Source organism: Bacteroidota bacterium, from assembly GCA_013360915.1.
Classification (GTDB): domain Bacteria; phylum Bacteroidota; class JABWAT01; order JABWAT01; family JABWAT01; genus JABWAT01.
Window position 1 is genome coordinate 18,484 of sequence record JABWAT010000003.1, and the last position, 16,926, is coordinate 35,409.

The 16,926-nt window shown below is 51.8% G+C and carries 15 protein-coding genes; 6 read left to right on the forward strand and 9 right to left on the reverse strand.

The annotated features are described in order from the left end of the window. Positions 1–37 precede the first annotated feature (37 nt). Positions 38–772 (forward strand): phenylalanine 4-monooxygenase, encoded by a 735-nt coding sequence (locus HUU10_06400; GenBank protein ID NUQ81224.1) that lies wholly within the window; start codon positions 38–40, stop codon positions 770–772. 25 nt (positions 773–797) lie between these two features. On the opposite strand, the gene HUU10_06405 is transcribed toward HUU10_06400, so the two are convergent. After that, positions 798–2,102: an MFS transporter gene (locus tag HUU10_06405; GenBank protein ID NUQ81225.1), complete on the reverse strand. Its 1,305-nt coding sequence runs from the start codon at positions 2,100–2,102 to the stop codon at positions 798–800. Positions 2,103–2,202: 100 nt separating this feature from the next. Further along, on the reverse strand, positions 2,203–3,066 hold the full coding sequence (locus HUU10_06410; protein ID NUQ81226.1) for a universal stress protein: 864 nt from the start codon (positions 3,064–3,066) through the stop codon (positions 2,203–2,205). Between the two features lie 152 nt (positions 3,067–3,218). Between HUU10_06410 and HUU10_06415 the strand changes: the two genes are divergently transcribed. The 3 genes from HUU10_06415 (at position 3,219) to HUU10_06425 (ending at position 7,194) form a co-directional block, all read left to right on the forward strand. After that, on the forward strand, positions 3,219–3,530 hold the full coding sequence (locus HUU10_06415; GenBank protein NUQ81227.1) for a DUF3467 domain-containing protein: 312 nt from the start codon (positions 3,219–3,221) through the stop codon (positions 3,528–3,530). A gap of 203 nt (positions 3,531–3,733) precedes the next feature. Further along, positions 3,734–5,749, forward strand: a complete 2,016-nt coding sequence (locus HUU10_06420; protein ID NUQ81228.1) for a hypothetical protein — start codon at positions 3,734–3,736, stop codon at positions 5,747–5,749. Then, a complete protein-coding gene (locus tag HUU10_06425) occupies positions 5,746–7,194 on the forward strand; it encodes a hypothetical protein (GenBank protein NUQ81229.1) in 1,449 nt (482 codons plus the stop codon). The genes HUU10_06420 and HUU10_06425 overlap by 4 nt, the downstream gene beginning before the upstream one ends. On the opposite strand, the gene HUU10_06430 is transcribed toward HUU10_06425, so the two are convergent. The 7 genes from HUU10_06430 to HUU10_06460 all read right to left on the reverse strand — a co-directional run bounded on the left by HUU10_06430 (position 7,195) and on the right by HUU10_06460 (position 13,590). Next, entirely contained in the window at positions 7,195–8,253 is a 1,059-nt protein-coding gene (locus HUU10_06430) for a YjgP/YjgQ family permease (protein NUQ81230.1), read from the reverse strand. It abuts the gene before it with no gap. A 7-nt stretch (positions 8,254–8,260) separates the two neighbouring features. Beyond that, the gene (locus HUU10_06435; protein NUQ81231.1) at positions 8,261–9,766 is read right to left on the reverse strand and encodes a YjgP/YjgQ family permease; all 1,506 of its coding nucleotides are present in this window, start codon (positions 9,764–9,766) and stop codon (positions 8,261–8,263) included. Beyond that, the gene (lgt, locus tag HUU10_06440; protein ID NUQ81232.1) at positions 9,763–10,542 is read right to left on the reverse strand and encodes a prolipoprotein diacylglyceryl transferase; all 780 of its coding nucleotides are present in this window, start codon (positions 10,540–10,542) and stop codon (positions 9,763–9,765) included. The genes HUU10_06435 and lgt overlap by 4 nt, the downstream gene beginning before the upstream one ends. 8 nt (positions 10,543–10,550) lie before the next feature. Beyond that, entirely contained in the window at positions 10,551–11,129 is a 579-nt protein-coding gene (locus HUU10_06445) for a phosphatase PAP2 family protein (GenBank protein NUQ81233.1), read from the reverse strand. Between the two features lie 156 nt (positions 11,130–11,285). After that, positions 11,286–11,564: a DUF2934 domain-containing protein gene (locus HUU10_06450; GenBank protein ID NUQ81234.1), complete on the reverse strand. Its 279-nt coding sequence runs from the start codon at positions 11,562–11,564 to the stop codon at positions 11,286–11,288. 166 nt (positions 11,565–11,730) lie between these two features. After that, positions 11,731–12,159 carry a CoA-binding protein gene (locus HUU10_06455; GenBank protein NUQ81235.1) on the reverse strand — a complete coding sequence of 143 codons (429 nt, stop codon included), beginning with the start codon at positions 12,157–12,159 and terminating at the stop codon, positions 11,731–11,733. A 54-nt stretch (positions 12,160–12,213) separates the two neighbouring features. Then, the gene (locus tag HUU10_06460; GenBank protein NUQ81236.1) at positions 12,214–13,590 is read right to left on the reverse strand and encodes a YchF/TatD family DNA exonuclease; all 1,377 of its coding nucleotides are present in this window, start codon (positions 13,588–13,590) and stop codon (positions 12,214–12,216) included. Between the two features lie 408 nt (positions 13,591–13,998). On the opposite strand from HUU10_06460, the gene carB reads away from it, so the two are divergent. Further along, on the forward strand, positions 13,999–15,486 hold the full coding sequence (gene carB / locus HUU10_06465) for a carbamoyl-phosphate synthase large subunit (protein ID NUQ81237.1): 1,488 nt from the start codon (positions 13,999–14,001) through the stop codon (positions 15,484–15,486). A gap of 32 nt (positions 15,487–15,518) precedes the next feature. Continuing rightward, positions 15,519–16,925: a DUF4139 domain-containing protein gene (locus tag HUU10_06470; GenBank protein NUQ81238.1), complete on the forward strand. Its 1,407-nt coding sequence runs from the start codon at positions 15,519–15,521 to the stop codon at positions 16,923–16,925. The last annotated feature ends 1 nt before the right edge of the window (position 16,926 follow it).

Consider the following 16,926-nt stretch of genomic DNA (forward strand, 5'->3'; position numbering starts at 1 on the left):
CGGTGTAGTAACTTGCTTCCACAAAAAGACCCTCATGATGATACAGGACTATTCCCGTTACACACCAGATGACCAACTGGTGTGGACCACGCTTTACAACCGGCAACTGGCTCAGCTGCCAGGCCTGGCCTCTTCAGCCTTTCTCAACGGAATCCGCTCCATCGGATTTGAATCCGACGTGATTCCACGTTTTTCTCACATCAATGACGCTCTGGGGTCATCCACCGGATGGAAGATCTATGCAGTTCCCGGGCTGATTCCGAACAAGGAATTTTTTGAAGCCCTGCTGGAGTGCCGGTTTCCTGCAACCACGTGGTTCCGCCGGCCCGACCAGTTGAATTATCTTGAAGAACCCGACATGTTCCACGATGTGTTTGGTCATGTTCCGTTGTTAACCAACCACGATTTCTGCCGGTTCCTCTCGGGCCTGGCTCAAATCGCCCTGCGGCACATTGACGACGACCTGGCCATTGAACTGATTTCGAGGCTGTATTGGTACACGGTGGAATTCGGGCTGATTATGGAAGGATCCGAACTGAAAATTTACGGTTCGGGTATCTTATCATCGGCCGGAGAAAGTCAGTATTGTGTGGGACCGGTTCCGGTGCGCGTTCCTTTCGGGGTGCGGGAGATCATGGAAACCCCCTACATCAAGGACCGGTATCAGGAAAAGTATTGGGTGATTCAGTCCTATGCCCAGCTTTATGAATCCGTTCCTCTGGTCGAGCGGGAACTCGAAAACCTGCTCGCCCACCAACAGACGGCCAGGTAACAGGTTTCATTCCGTCAGAAAAAAATCAGGGCTTTTCGAGAACGGATCCGTTGGCCTTGTCTGCTTTGAGCAGCAGGATCGAAAAGACCAGCCCGAGAACTCCCAGACTTGCAAACATCAGCATGCTGGCTGTGTAGCTATGTGTGGAATCGCGTAAGTAGCCGTTGAGAAACGGAAACAGGGCCAGACCAATATTCTGAATGAATGTGGTGATTCCGAAGGCGGTGCCGGTGTAATCGCGTTTCACAATCAACGCAATGGATGGCCACATGGCCGCCGGAACCAGTACAAAGGCTCCTCCCAGCAGCACCATGGGAAAAACCGGATTCATATCAGTCAGCGCAAGCAACAGGTAAGCAGGAATCATCAGCAAGCTTCCCACAATCATGATGCTGGCGCGTTTCCCCACCCGGTCCAGAATGGTTCCCGCAAAGGGAGCAAAGACCATCGAGGCAAAAATGATCAGGGACGACATGCCGCCAGCCGTTGAGAACATGTGGAAGAAGGAACTGAAGACCTGTGAAATGAAGGAACCGTCGGTATCGGCCACCCTCGGATATCCGTATTTATCCACAAAGAAATCGGTTGAAAGGGCGGTGAAGGGAAAAACCGCCGAGTAAAACAGCACACAGAGAATGGCGATGTACCAGAAGGAAGATCCAAAGTGTTTCACTTCGCTGATGACGATTTTATCACCGGCCCCTTCTTCTTTCAGATTCAGGACTTTTTCGGCCCGGGCATCCATGAACATGTAGATCAGGTTCGATACCAATGACATCACACAGAACAAGGCTGCAGCAAACAGGGCAAAGTACGCGCCGCCAAATTCACTGGCGATCAGTTCACCGGTGTTAAAAGAAAACATGGTTCCCAGCCGGCTGATGGTCAGGGCCACCCCGAAGGAAAGCGCCAGTTCCTTGCCTTTGAACCAGCGGGCCAGCATGGCACTTTGCACCACCACCAATGGTTCAGCTCCTGCGCCAAACACCAACCGGCCGGCAATCAGGCCGGTGACCGAATCGGAAAGGGCAATGATCACACTTCCCAGCACCACAATGGCCGAAAAGATGAGGCTGGCTTTTCGTGTCCCGAGGTAATCGATCACGAATCCTGAAATGAGAACGGCGATGATCGCCGAGATGCTGTAAGCGGTGTAGAAGAACCCGACGGTGCTGCGGTCGGCACCCATCTCTTCAATCAGGCGGGGGGCAATGGCACCGATGATGTCATAGGCAAAATAACTGCCAAAGGTGATGGCAGAAATGAAAATCAGTCCGATGAAACGATACGAATTCCCGGCTGGATTTAAAAATCCGGTGGTGGATGTCATGCCTGTTGCCCTCCTGAAGAAGCGGTCAAAGATAACGGCCCCAGCCGGAGGGCGCAATGCAGGTCACCCGATCATCGCCACAGACCATCCGGACCAGGAGTTACCGGGTGTGGTGAACCAGAACGGGAAGATGAATCTGCCGGATGATTGATTCGGTGGTGCTCCCCAGCAGAACCTTGCTTAATCCGGCCCGGCCATGAGTCGTCATGGCAACCAGTTCGGGTTTCAGATCCTGAATCGCCTGAAGAATTCCTTCAACCGGATCGGTGGCCCTTGTTTCAATCCACTGAACCGTCGAACCGGTTCCGGCCAGTTCGCTTAACCAGCGGTTTTTAACATCGGGATCGGGTGCATCAAGGAATCCGGCCTCCAGCGAATCCACCGCCAGAATGGTCGTTTCGGAAGGAAAAGCCTCTGTCACCGCCTTCACCAAGGGAAAGACCAGAAACGAAGCCGGACTGTAATCGGTGGTGACCAGAATACGGGAAGGCGGAAAATGAGGGACACTGTCCGGATCCCGCATGACAATCATGGGAACCTGGGTAATCCGGATCAATCGTTCCATGGTGGAGCCCAGGAAAAATTTCTCGACCACCCCGTGGGTATGGGCCGCCAGAATGATCAGGTCGGTGCCATTTTCATTTGCCTCGCGTGCAATCTGATCGGCTGCCTTGCCTGCACGAAGACGGAAGGTGAGTTTTTTCCGCTGATCACTGGTGAGGGTCCCTGCAATTTTTTCGAATTCGGCCTGAGCCCAGTCGTTGATTTCCTTTTCCAGTTCAGGAAAGGTCACCACGCCAAAGGGATAGGAGGAACTGCCGAAGGGAAGACTGGTCAGTTCATTCACATACAGGACCGTCAGTGAGGCACCGGGTTGTGCGGCGACGGAGAGGGCGTACCGGATGACCGGCGCTGATTGGGATGAAAAATCGACCGGAACCAGCAATTTATTGATTGATTTCATGTTTCCTCCGTATTTTTTCGGTCCGGGAGCTTTCCACCTTTCCGGGTGATACACTCAGGCTCCGGAATGACTGCAATTCTTACTGCCTCAATTTATACAAACCACCGGTCACAGACCATTAATAAATCGTTATTTTTCAGGAATCCATCAACATGAGTACACAGGATAAGCCCCAGAATTCCCTCAACATTGAATTGGGAGAAAAAGAAGCAGAAGGAATCTATTCCAATCTGGCCATTATCAGTCATTCACCGGCTGAATTTGTCATCGATTTCACACGGGTGGTTCCGGGGGTTCCGAAAGCAAAAGTTTACTCCCGTATCATCATGACTCCGTCTCATGCAAAAATGCTTCTCAATGCCCTGCGGGAAAATATCGGAAAGTACGAACAGGTGTTCGGTGATATTCCCGTTCATGGCGCCCCCGATCCTGTCTCTGGCTCACACGGACGCTGGCAGGCCTGATCAGGTGAAGACCATCACACCGGCCTGAGGGAAACTCTCCCTGGTTTCGGTCTGTCGGGCTCAGTCTGTATATTGCGACCTGATGGAGGATATGGCTTCTTTTTTGCTCAGATCCCGGATCATCCAATGAACATTTTTTCGGAGATTGTTTTCTGTTCACTTTTAATGAAATAAAAAAGCCCATCCGCTGGATCGGTATTCTGGTGGCAGGCTCGGTCAGCCTTGCCTGTGACCTGAAGGAACCGGTGGGACCTACCTGGACGCTGAAAGGGGCTGCGCCTCTTTTCAACGGTGAATTCGGTGTGGCCGAAATGCTTGAATCGGCCGATTCCTCTATCCGCACAGAAAATCAGCGGATATTCTGGGTGAAATCCCTCGACCTCAATCGCACCGAACTATCCGATTCAGTTAAAGTGGATGACCGGTCCATCCGTGGCACTCAACTGCTGGATTCACTATCGCTCGATCAGTTCAAATCTGACACTCTTTCACTCAAAGGAACCGACCTGAACGCCAACCTCCAGCCGGGTACCATCAACCTGTCAACTCAGGTCACCTTTTCGAAGAACAACCTGGGTTTTTCCGGTCTGGATAATTTCGAGTATGGCATTTTCAATCCGGATCAGTCTATTTCTTTTTTTATCCGGAATACGTTCCCTTTCAACATTATTCTGACGTCGCTGACCCTTTCAAACGGCAGCGGACCCAATCCCACGTTTTTCTCCCGCACCGATACCCTCAGAATCCTGCCCGGCAGAACCCGTCAACTGTCCATTGCCATTGGCGGAAAGCGGATACAGAGCAATCTTAAGCTTGATATTGCCGGCCGGACCAATGCTCCCGGTGTGGTAACCATCGATCCCGAGGACGGATTGGAATTTTTCATCAATGGTGATGATCTCTATGTCACCGAGGCCCGCGGACGTTTCAAAACGCCCGAGTATAAATCGGAAAGAGTAACCGATGTGGGAATGGAAGATTTTCAGCCTTCTCTAATCCGGGTAGGTGCCGGTCGGATGAAGTACCGGATCAATAATCAATCTGCCATTACCGGTACCATTTTCATTACCATACCCGAAATGAAAAAAGGAACCACTGCTTTTACCGAATCCATCAATTTTCCCGGAAATGCGGTTGATACCGGCAGTTTTGTTCTCACTGGTTTTGACATCCGTCCCGATGGGTTTCCGCTCACCCCTGTCATCAGGACCCAGATCACCTATCAATTAAATACCGGTACTTCCTTCGTCACCCTGAAGGAAACCGACAGCATCGGCTATCAGTTTACCATCAGTGGCATTGAACCGGTGTATCTGGAAGGAAACTTCAATGAGAGGGCCACTTTTTCCGGATTTGATACCACGACCATCAAATGGCCACAGGATCTGAGGGATATTTCGCTTGAATTTGATGAAGCCTCTATTGTCGCGTCCATAAACAACAGCATTGGTCTGAAAGCGGAAGTGACGCCCCGGATTATCTTCACCCGTCCCTCGGGTCAGGATGATAGTCTCATGTTTTCCTCTGGTACCTTCCCGATTAAGATTGATGCGGCCACACCAGGAATACGGGTTCAGAAAACAGTGAAGTCTCTTGAACTGGCCGATGTATTGAATTTTAACCAGGTTCTGAATGCCAAACCAACACAGGTCCGGTATGGCGTGGATGCTGTGGGTGCCAGGGGAAGTAATCAGTCTGGATTTTTATATGACACCAGTTCTGTCAGCGGAAGCCTGAAAATAAAAATGCCCCTCCGCTTCAAATCGACCACCGGTTATGAAAAGGACACGCTGGCGGCTCTTGATATCCATTCAGTGAAGGGATTGCAGGAAGCCCTTCTGAGAACCGAATACAAGAACCGTCTTCCTTACAGCGTTTCCTACTCTCTTACTTTTACAGATAAGGATACGATTCCTCTGTTCAGACTTCCTGACGACAATACAGCCAATTCCTTTGTTCTCGGAGCCGCCCCTGTTGCGGCTGACAGTCCGACCCAAAAGGGAGGATATGCCATTGGGTACACCCAATCGGTATTACCAACCTCTCTTACTCATGAGCAGATACAGAAAATGGAACAGGCTGCCTTTGTCAGAATCGTTCTGAGACTGACCACCACAGCCGAAAGTGGTCCATCGGCCGGATACAGTGAAGTGCGGGAGGATGATCATTTGATTTTACGGGTTTCCGGACAGATGAAGTATAAGGTGAACGACGAATGAAACGAATTCTCATTGCTCTTTCCGTGGTCGTCGCCGTTCCGGTTTTTGCTCAAACCGGCATGCATCCTGTCTCTGCACGAAACATGGCACTCGCCGGCAGTGCCGGTATTACCATGAAGGGATGGGAAGCCGTCGGTATTAATCCCGCAGCCCTTGGACAGTATGAAGCCAGTCGTTATGTGATCGGGATTGCCCCGGCCGGAGGAATGGTCGGCAACACCAACCTGAACATTGATTTTTACAACACCTACTTTACCGGAGAGACCGTCAACGGGAAAAAGGTCCGGTATGATCTGGACAAGGGAAGCCGGAAAAAGGAGTTCCTTTCCAATTTCGACCCGGATAACACTGTTTTTGCCTCGGGAGCCGTGCAGGTTCTCGCTTTTTCGATGGATTATGCGCCCTGGGGATCCTTTGCCGTTACCTGGGGATACAAGGGAGAGGGTCACGCCCTGCTGACTCGCGGACTTTTTGACCGGATGCTGAATGGCGTGGAACCAGGCGGATCCTATGATCTGAGTGGCATGGGAGGCGAGGCGCAGATCCGTTCTGAATTTGCACTCAATTACAGCCGCTCTGTTGACGAGTGGGTAAAAATTCCCTACCTGAGCAAGCTATCTGCAGGTGCTGCGCTAAAGATTGAAAACGGGGTTACGTATCTGTCCGTTGAGAACGCCAGTCACTCCCTTTCTGTGGATCCTGAAACCAGCGAATACACCCATTCCTTTGTCTACGAAATCCGTGGAGCAGGGAATAATGATTTTTCGCGTCTGATCGATCAGACATTGGTGGATGATGAGATGCTTCCTTTCATTTCGCCCAATGCCGGATTCGGTCTGGGACTCGACCTGGGAGTCGCGGGCGAGGTGGCCGGGTGGCCGGTTTTTCTGTCTGTGACCGATATCGGCTACATCGATTGGGATAAAAACGCCACCCTGCTGACCGATAAAGAAACCATTGTTTTCACCCCGGGCTACACCAACGATGACGGAAACACCGGCAGTACTTTCGAAGTAGACACGCTGAAATCCACTTACGAGCCCATCCGGCGCAAAACATCCTTTACGTCCTACCTTCCCACGACTTTACGGATGGGAACCCGTGTGTCTCTGAACCAGTTTGCCCTGATCACAGAATACCAGAAGCAATGGAACATACCGGGTGAATTTATTGCCTACGCCGGGTATCAGCAGGGATTGAATGAAGGACCTGGAAACTCGTACATTCCACAGCTTTCTCTTGGTCTGGAATGGACGTTAAAGGGATGGTATGCCCGGCTCGGACAAGCCTTTGGGGCACGGGACGGCTATAACTTCGGACTCGGCGGTGGTTACAGTCATCCCCGGTTCAGGATCGATGCCGGAAGCGCCTATTTTCATCACCTGTTCACCGGCGACAGCCGTACCCGGCTGAGTGCCGCGATTACCAGCCAGATCTTCTTCTGATCAGGTCCGGTCCACGGCCCAAAGCATGTAAAGACCAAACAGGAAAAAGGTCACGTTGGCCACCCAGGCTGCAACCAATGGCGGGAAATCGCCGGCATAACCCATGGTTTCTGCCACCTTCGACAAAGCCAGGTAGACAAAGCAGATCAGCAGAGCCAGACCGAATTCAATGGCCAGACCCCCACGTTTCTTTCTGGAACTGAGCGGAACGCCAAACAGGACCACCACCAGGCAGGCAAACGGAAAACTGATTTTTGAATAATAGGTCACCAGATATTTATCCAGTTCGGTGAACCCCGCCCGTTTCTGCGACTCTATGTAATCATCCAGATCGGTAAAGGTCATCAGACTCAGGTTCCGGTAGTCATTCAACAGGTCACGCGGCTTGAAATTCAGGGCCAGATTGGTGACCAGCAAAAAGGATGAATCCCTCTCTCCTTTACTGAAATCCCTGAAAATTCCATTCTCGAGCACCCATTTCCGGGTGGTGTCATTCCAGATCAGTGAGCGCGCATCCCACCGGCGAAGCAGCTGAGGGCCGTCAAAATCCAGAATGGAAACTGTGTATCCCCGGTTCAGCGACCCATCATACCACCCGATACTGATCATCCGGTTTTCTGAGTCCTGGCGGATCAGATTGGCTGTCTGCCCCGAGGTGGTGTACTTTCCCAACTCCTGTGTTTCGAACTCGGCTTTCAGTTTATTGGCGCGCGGCACAATCCAACCGGAAAACCAGATCTGAAACAACATCACCGTCAGAGCAGTGACCATAAACGGCATGAGAATGCGGAGGGTTGAAATCCCCCCTGCCTTCATGGCGGTGATTTCCATCAGTCCCGTCAATCTGCCAACGGTAAAAAGAGAGGCGAGCAGCAGGGCAACCGGAATCATCAGACTGACGATTTCGGGCAGGAAATACAGATAGTACGTGGCGATCTTTCCCGCTGAAATATTGAAATCGACAAACTTGCCCAGATTTTCAATCAGGTCGATGATGATAAAAATGACCGCAAAGGCCAGAAGCGAAAACAGAATGGCCAGTAAAAACTGGCGGATCATATAGGAATCAAGCAGCCGGATCAGAAGAAACTCCTTTCCGCCGGGTTATCAAGGCCTTCAGACCAGCCCCGACCGCCTTCCAGTCGGGAAGACGCACCAGTTCAGACTCTGCAATCATGGCACGGATCAGCCAGATACCGATCAGAAGGGTGATCACATTGGCGCTCCACATGGCCACCACGGGAGGAACCACGCCACGATCGGCCAGTTTCTCGCCGCCGAGCAGGAAGATCCAGTAAATGAGGAAAAAGGCGAGACTGAGTCCGGCCCCTGCACCCACCCCTCCGCGTTTGGCCTGAATGCCCAGCGGAACCCCCACGAAGACAAACACCAGACAGGCAAGCGGAAGTGAGTACTTTTTATGGATCTCCACCAGATAATTATTGATGTCCTCGAGCAGCGATTCGCGGGTAACGGCTTCGGAATCGATATAATTCTGTAAGCGGTTTTGAACATTCAGGGCCTGATAGGTGGACACGCGGCGCTCGGCCAGGGAGAGACCAGCAAAGACCACCGACGTGGTGTCAGTTTCAATTAACCGGAACGTACCGGCCGAATCGGGCCGGATGGTGTACGGAGCACCGGAAGGTCCGGGACGGTTTCCGGGAAGAATGCCCGGTCCAGCCACTGTTTCTCCTGAAATCAGCAAGCTGGCCTGATCAATGATGCGCTGCCGGCTTTTCTCGAGCAGAACCCCCAGCGAATCGGTAACCTGGCGCATGGTGGCAATGGACATTTCTCGGTTACCCCGTGAATAACTTCCCTCGGTGGATCGCTCGAATCCGAATCCGGTTGCATCGAACAGCACTTTCTGCACACGAAATTCGACAACCCGGTAATCACCGAAGCTGACATAGTCAATTTCGTTCGACTCTCCGTTGTGCAGGGTCATGATCATGTTCCGCATGTCTTCAGAATAAGTGAAATACGCCCATTCGGCGGTGATGGTCTGCTGACGGATGGAACTGGTATAATCAAAAATGGTGACATCGTAAAGAAGGCCGGTTTCCTGGTTCACCCGGCGGGCATGGATGGAATAACCGGCAATCAGATCGGAAAACCGGCCTGGTTCAATTTCGAAAATGGGCTTTTTATTCCGGATGTCTCTGAACAGGGTTTTTGCTTTGTAATTGGCATCGGGCAGAATGGAGTCATTGAACCAGAACATCACGCCCGAAACCAGCCCGCCCAGAATCAGAACGGGAAGCATCAGCCGGAGGGGATGAACGCCGGCCGCTTTCAGTGCGGTGATTTCATGGTCCCCCGACATTTTCCCGAAAACCATCAGAATGGCAATCAGAACAGCCATTGGAACGGCCAGGACCAGCATCCATGCCAGATTCAGACCTATCAGTTCGACCAGAACAGAAAAACCGAGTCCCTTCCCAACCAGGCGGTCGAGGTATTTCATCAGGAACTGAAGCAGGAAAATGAACATGATGGTCAGGACCGAAAAGAAAAACGGTCCTGCCAGCCTGCTCATGATATGCCGGTAAATCCGAAGACCGGTCACCGCTGTGGTATCTCCTTAACCGGACGAAGCAGCAACCAGAGTCCGGTCAGAATAAACGGAACCGAAAGCCATTGACCCAGGGTAAGCCAGTCGGCCGTGAAGGCGGCCTGTTCAGGTTTAAAGGATTCAAGTACCAGACGGGCGCCGAAAACGGTGACCAGAAACCATCCGAATAAGCGGCCCGGAAGGCGGCCGACCGAGGTTCGGTAATACGCCAGTATCAGTCCGGCAAAAATGATGAGGTAAGCAAACGCTTCATACAACTGAACCGGATGTCTCGGAATGGAATCCACCCTGAGGAAAATGACTCCGAATGATCCATCGGTCGGGTGTCCGTAAATTTCGCTGTTGAAAAAGTTACCCATCCGGATGAAGAATCCGGCAAGGGCGACCACAATCACCACCCTGTCCACCAGCCAGAGAAAGGTGATCCCCGGTGTGCGGCGGGCAAACCACCACAGACCAAGCAGGATACCAATGGCAGCGCCATGGCTGGCCAGACCGCCTTCCCAAACCTTCAGAATCTCGATGGGGTGTGACAGATAATATCCCGGATCGTAAAAAAGGGTATGTCCCAGCCGGGCGCCTACGATGGTTGAAATCATCAGAACCAGCAGAATGGGGTCCATGATGCTTTCTGGTTTCTTTTCTGAAACCACCATGTTTTTCAGAAGATAAAAGCCAATTCCGAAGGACAGAACAAACATGAGACTGTACCACCGGATATCGAAGGGACCGATGGAAACCAGAACCGGAGACGCAGACCATTCAAACATGCAGAAACCTATTTAATAATGATGGAAGGCCAGTTAAAGCGTTTTTCGAGAACACGGTAGCCGGCAATGACTGTCACTGCTGCGGCAACACCCAGCACGGCCCCTCCCAGAAGATCACCGGGATAGTGGACCCCGACATAGGTCCGGGATAAACTGACTGTCATGGCAATCAGGAAATAAAAAATCCAACCGCGGGGAACCAGCCAGGTGAAAAAGGCTGCTGCCGCAAAGAAGTTGGTGGCGTGGGAGGATGGAAAGGAGTAGGACTTGGTACGGGGAACCAGCAGATTCACGTCTTCAAGAGCATTGGATGGACGGATTCTTTCCACGGTCGGTTTAATCAGAGACGAACTGACCTGATCACCGGCCGTGATAATCACCGCAATCAGCAGCAAACTCCAGAGTCCATGATACAGCTTTTGCCGCACGTAAACCACCACCAGCGCAACCACCACCAGCGCCCAAACCGGAAACCAGGTGGTCCGGTCGGTGATCAGTGGCATCAGCCAGTCGAAGAACGGATTGCTCATGCCATGATTGATGGCATAAAACATCCACGTATCTGCAGATTGAAAAAAGTCGGTCATGAAAGGACTCCCGGGGGGCAAAGGTAACAGTCACCGGTCATAAAATCATATGTGGTCCGGCAGGGTTCCGTTTGGGTTAAAAAAAAACAGTCCGCCGGAGACCCGACGGACTGCAATCGCAATCAAACGGAAGGAAGTAATCGAGGCAGGAAAGAGTTATTTGGAAGACTTGAGTTCTTTTTCAGCCTGCAGCCAGTCGGATACTTCATCTCCGGGTTGGCCGCCGCGACTGAGGAAAATTTCATACGCCCGTTCTGCAATCTGCGCGGCCGTCACGGTTTTTTTTGCGGCCGGTTTCTTTACTGTTGCGGTGGCTTTTGCCGCAGCTGGCTTTTTTTCAGCCGCTGGCTTGGTTGCAGCAGATTTGTTGGTTGCAGTCTTTTTCGGTTCAGCTTTAACCGGTTTTTCGGCCGGTGTTGTTTTTGCTTTTGCCATTTTTGCCATTCCCCTTGTGCTTAAATGGAAGCGTTTCTACTAACAAAAGTCGTGATATCTGGCTGTTTTGTCAACTCTTTTTTGTAAAATTCGTGTTAAGAAGTGGAAAGGCTTTTATTGAAGCCCATTGCAAGGACAGATCGGAAGGGGGTTTTTGGGGGTCCGGTTAACTGTTGATGATGTGCCGGTTAACCGAATGGGCAACCAGAATACAATAATCCTGAATAACATGAATGCCTTCCCGGGTGAGGGTTTCGGCCACCGCATCATTCCGGATTCCCTGCTGAAACCACACCACCGGTGGCCGTGGTGTCATGGACAGAAGATCGGGAACATGGCCCGGCAGGTGTGCCGGTGCACGAAAGATATCCACGATATCGACCGGATGAGGAATGTCGGCAAGGGTCGCATACACCGGTCTTCCCTGAATGCGGGTACCGGCCACCCGCGGATTCACGCCAACCACCTGGTAGCCCTTATCCATCAGAAACCGGAAAATCTCATTTGAAACTTCATCCGGGTCGGGTTTCACTCCCAGAACGGCGATGGTTCTGGCTGTTTTCAGTATGGTTCCTTCGTTGGTCAGATCTATCATCATGGAATCCGGACTTGGTATCATCATAAAAAGGTTTCGCGTCTGAAAAGCGTGTCAGACCAGATGATACAACGAAGTAAGACGGATGGGAATTCCCTCGAGCACTTTCAGCTCCATGCCGGTCCGGTCGAGCGGATCGAGACGATGGACAAATTCCACTTCCGGGATGACGTGGCGGGCCTGCCGGGCAAAATCGAGCAGGCCCGTGAAAGAGACGCCCTCTTCCTTCAGTCTCATCAGAACCTGATAGTCCGATGGAGTCAGCGTTGGCAGAATAACCGAAAGACGATCCACCAGACCCGTAAGGTCATCCAGAAAATTCCGGTCATGAAGAAGAAATCCGTGCCCGTTGGTAACCACGCGGACGGGCAAACCCTGTTCTCTGAAAAGACGTGCCAGGGTCATCAGGTCGTGAAGCCGGATAAAGGGTTCACCAGGTCCGGCAAATACCACTTCGGACAGGCCGGTCAGATCGGGAAGGGCCGCCAGTACCTCACTGACCGATGGTTCGTGATCCAGCCGGGTTTCATACCCATGAAGAATGGTGTCGGAGGACCGGTCACAGAAAATGCAGTTAGCTGTGCAGCGATTGGTCAGGTTGATATACAGGCGTTTCCCGATGGTAAAGGCAATCGCGGGTTTGGGCCCCGTTCCGATACCGAACAGGGAATGAACCGAGGTTCCCACGTTCCGGTTAATGTCACCCGGGGTTAAATCAAGAACCGAGGCCATGTGTTCAATGGTTGCGGTAATCATGGCTGGTTCGTTCCGCTTTCCCCGGTAGGGAACCGGGGCCAGAAAAGGTGCATCGGTTTCTGTCAGAAGCCGGTTGATGGGAATCAGCGGCAACAGGTGGCGCAGGGTCGAGTTTTTATACGTGACATTTCCGGCAAAGCTGATGTAAAAACCCGGATTCGCCAGCGCTTCCCTCAGAACGGCCTCATTGCCGCTGAAGCAATGGAAAATGCCCCTCAGTCCCGAACCTCGGTAGTCGCGGATGATATCAAGAAGGTCTTCGTCAGATTGCCGGTTGTGAAGAATAACCGGTTTGTTCAGTTCCAGAGCCAGCTGAATCTGCTGATGCAGCAGACGCTTCTGCTTTTCTTTATAGGTGATGTCCCAGTAATAATCCAGACCGATTTCACCAACGGCAACCATGGAAGGGTGATCCAGCAGGTGCCTCAGGTTTTCTGAAAGCGTTTCCTCGTCGATTTCGGCCACATCGGTCGGATGGATTCCCGCAGCGCCATACACGCCGGCATGTTCCCCGACCAGATCACGCACCTTTAAACTGGTCTCCAGATTGGTTCCCGGAACGATTATGGTTTCCACTCCGGCCAGCCGCGCACGTTCAAGAAGATCGGGAACCGGTTCGGCAAAATCTTCCCAGTACAGGTGGGCATGGGTGTCGGTGGCAGGCCAGGTGCTCATGGGGTTGAAAATACACCTTTCCCATCAGGAACCCTACCAGAACCCTGTTCTGGCCACCCTGCTATCCACAGCCATGAATAACCTGTGGATAACTTGTGACGAAAATCGACCCGGGTAACAATCCTGCTGGTATCTCATTGAAGATCAATGGAATTATGAACCCGGCATGAACCACAGGTTAAATCGTAAGTCTATTATTTACAACAACTTATCTCCCGCTCACCTAAAAGAGTCCTTTTAGTTGCTTTTTACAGGAAGCCTTCTTCAGTCCCGGCACCTGCCGGTTGGAAAATTGTGGATAACCCGGCTTGTTCCACAGTTGCTTCCATTTTTTTACGGACTGAAAAATCGAAAAGCAGGGGACAAATCCGTTATATTTGCCTGATTTTTTAAAAACGGGGAACGCCAGTGCCCAGACGTACCGATCTCACCTCAATATTACTCCTTGGAAGCGGCCCGATTGTTATTGGTCAGGGCTGCGAATTTGATTACTCGGGCACCCAGGCCTGTACCGTTCTGAAGCGGGAAGGATTCCGGGTGATTCTGGTGAACAGCAATCCGGCCACCATCATGACCGATCCCGAATTTGCCGATGCCACTTATATTGAACCTCTGACTGCCGATTTTGTCGAAAAAATCATCGAAAAGGAACGGCCTTCAGCCATACTTCCCACGATGGGGGGGCAGACCGCCCTTAATCTGGCTGTGGAACTGGCCGAGTCGGGTGTTCTTGACCGTTACGGTGTTCAATTGATCGGTGCCAACCTGAAGGCCATCAAGAAGGCCGAAAACCGGTCAGAGTTCACCCGCGCCATGGCCAATTGCGGGGTGGAAACCATTCGTGGAAAATTTGCTTACACCATGGCTGAGGCCCTTCAGATTGTCGAGGAAATCGGATTTCCGACCATTATCCGCCCCTCCTTCACACTCGGCGGAAGCGGCGGCGGCATTGCCTACAACATGGAGGAATTCCAGGAAATCGTTCACCGGGGACTTACACTGTCACCTACCTCGGAAGTGCTGATTGAAGAATCAGTCATCGGCTGGAAGGAATACGAACTCGAGGTCATGCGTGACCGCCGGGACAATGTTGTGATCGTCTGTTCCATCGAAAATGTCGATCCCATGGGAGTTCACACCGGTGATTCCATTACAGTTGCCCCGGCCCAGACCCTTACCGACAAGGAATATGAAGTGCTCCGCGATTATTCCATCCGGATCATCCGTGAAATCGGAGTGGAAACCGGCGGGTCCAACATCCAGTTCGCCGTGAATCCGGCCAATGGAGCCGTCAGGGTCATCGAAATGAATCCGCGGGTTTCCCGGTCCTCGGCTCTGGCTTCTAAGGCGACCGGTTTTCCCATCGCGAAAATTGCTGCCCGTCTGGCGGTGGGTTATACCCTCGATGAAATCCTGAATGACATCACCCGGAAAACACCCGCCTGTTTTGAGCCCACCATCGATTACACCGTGGTGAAAATTCCACGGTGGGATTTCGAAAAATTCAAATCGGTACGGCAACGGCTGGGAATCCAGATGCAATCGGTCGGAGAAGTCATGTCCTTCGGACGGACGTTTAAAGAGGCGCTTCAGAAGGCGCTCCGTTCCCTCGAAACCGGACGCCATGGTCTGGGTGCCGATGGCAAAGATGTGGTGGATATTCTGTCGCTGACGGCCCGTGAAAAGGATTTGTTCCTGAATGAACTGAAGGAAAAACTGTCGGTTCCCAACCCGCAGCGTTTGTTCTACGTTCGTTATGCACTGCTGCTTGATTTTTCCATTGCCGACATCCACCGCATAACCGGGATTGACCCCTGGTTCTTACATCAGATGTCTGAAATCGTTGAAGTTGAAAAGGCCCTTCTGTCGCTGAGCACCGGGAACCCTGCCCGCTGAAACCGGTACAACCGGAAAACCAAGGAGCACACATGAAACACGCACTTGTCCTGATCACCCTCATCAGTCTGCCGCTGACTGCGCCAGCCCAGCAGGCTGTTTCCACCGATAAAGACCGGCAGTCGGTATCGGTTACCATCTATAATAACCATATGGGAGTGGTTCGCGAAAACCGAACCCTGAACCTGCCAAAGGGAATATCTAACCTTCGGTATGAGGATGTGGCGAGCGGTATTGTCCCTCAGACCGTACGTGTGAAATCCACCGATTCAAAAGCCCCATTGTTGGTTTTCGAACAGAATTATGAGTTTGATCTCATTTCCTCCTCCCGGCTGATGGATAAATACATCGGGAAAAAGGTGAAGGTTTTCCGTCAGACAGGTGATGGAAAGGAGGAACTTGTCGACGCAACCCTGATCGCCAACAACGATGGCCCCGTATACCAGATCGGTAATGAAATTTCCCTCGGCCTTCCCGGCCGGGTGGTAGTTTCAACCATACCCGATAATTTGTATTCGAAACCCACGCTGATATGGAAATTGAATACCGAGTCAGCCGGTAAAGTGCCGGTGGAAGTTTCCTATCAGACCAACGGTATGAGCTGGTCTGCCGATTATGTACTGGTTTTAACCCAGGATGAAAAAAAACTGGACATGACCAGCTGGGTAACGCTTACTAACGAGTCGGGTACCCGTTTCGATAACGTCACCCTGCAGTTGGTAGCCGGTGAAGTGAAACGGGCAACACGCTCTTATAATCGTAGGAATGAAACGGCTTATGTGATGAAGGACGGTCTTGTAGTTTCAGCCCCTGCTTTTGAACAGGAAAATCTTTCCGATTACTATCTGTACACCCTCGATCAGCCCACCGATCTGGGGATGAATCAGACCAAACAGGTCCAGTTGTTTTCGGCAGATGGCATGGAGGTGACCAAGCGGTTCATTGTGCGGGACCTGAATCTGTACAGCGGCACCGACAGTCCCACCACACCGGCCATGGTTTCCTATGAATTTGACAACACCAGTAAGAATCAACTGGGCCGGCCGCTCCCGCAGGGAACGTTGCGCCTGTTCAAGGCAGACAGTAAAGGGCGCCAGCAATTGCTGGGCGAAGATATCATCCGGCATACACCCGATAAAGAAACCGTGAAATTTTCGGTAGGAAGTGCCTTCGATGTGGTTGCTTCTGGCAGGCAGATCAGCGTCGAAAACTTCCGGATTGGAAGCGGTCAGGTTGCTTCTTATGAAGTGTCCCTCCGTAACCGCAAAACAGAACCCGTGACCATCCGGTATTACGCACCGGTGGGAGGTGACTGGAAAATCACCAATTCCTCACACAAGTTTACCCGCGAAAGTTCTTCTGCCGCCTGGACCGATGTGCCGGTCGCTGCGGGTGAGGAAGTCACCGTCACCTTTTCAGTAGAAATTAAATATCAGTGAG

Coding starts and splice junctions, on each gene's coding strand:
- HUU10_06400 (NUQ81224.1), top strand. CDS start 38: ATGATACAGGACTATTCCCGTTACACACCAGATGACCAACTGGTGTGG.
- HUU10_06405 (NUQ81225.1), bottom strand. CDS start 2,102: ATGACATCCACCACCGGATTTTTAAATCCAGCCGGGAATTCGTATCGT.
- HUU10_06410 (NUQ81226.1), bottom strand. CDS start 3,066: ATGAAATCAATCAATAAATTGCTGGTTCCGGTCGATTTTTCATCCCAA.
- HUU10_06415 (NUQ81227.1), top strand. CDS start 3,219: ATGAGTACACAGGATAAGCCCCAGAATTCCCTCAACATTGAATTGGGA.
- HUU10_06425 (NUQ81229.1), top strand. CDS start 5,746: ATGAAACGAATTCTCATTGCTCTTTCCGTGGTCGTCGCCGTTCCGGTT.
- HUU10_06430 (NUQ81230.1), bottom strand. CDS start 8,253: ATGATCCGCCAGTTTTTACTGGCCATTCTGTTTTCGCTTCTGGCCTTT.
- lgt (NUQ81232.1), bottom strand. CDS start 10,542: ATGTTTGAATGGTCTGCGTCTCCGGTTCTGGTTTCCATCGGTCCCTTC.
- HUU10_06445 (NUQ81233.1), bottom strand. CDS start 11,129: ATGACCGACTTTTTTCAATCTGCAGATACGTGGATGTTTTATGCCATC.
- HUU10_06450 (NUQ81234.1), bottom strand. CDS start 11,564: ATGGCAAAAGCAAAAACAACACCGGCCGAAAAACCGGTTAAAGCTGAA.
- HUU10_06455 (NUQ81235.1), bottom strand. CDS start 12,159: ATGATAGATCTGACCAACGAAGGAACCATACTGAAAACAGCCAGAACC.
- HUU10_06460 (NUQ81236.1), bottom strand. CDS start 13,590: ATGAGCACCTGGCCTGCCACCGACACCCATGCCCACCTGTACTGGGAA.
- HUU10_06470 (NUQ81238.1), top strand. CDS start 15,519: ATGAAACACGCACTTGTCCTGATCACCCTCATCAGTCTGCCGCTGACT.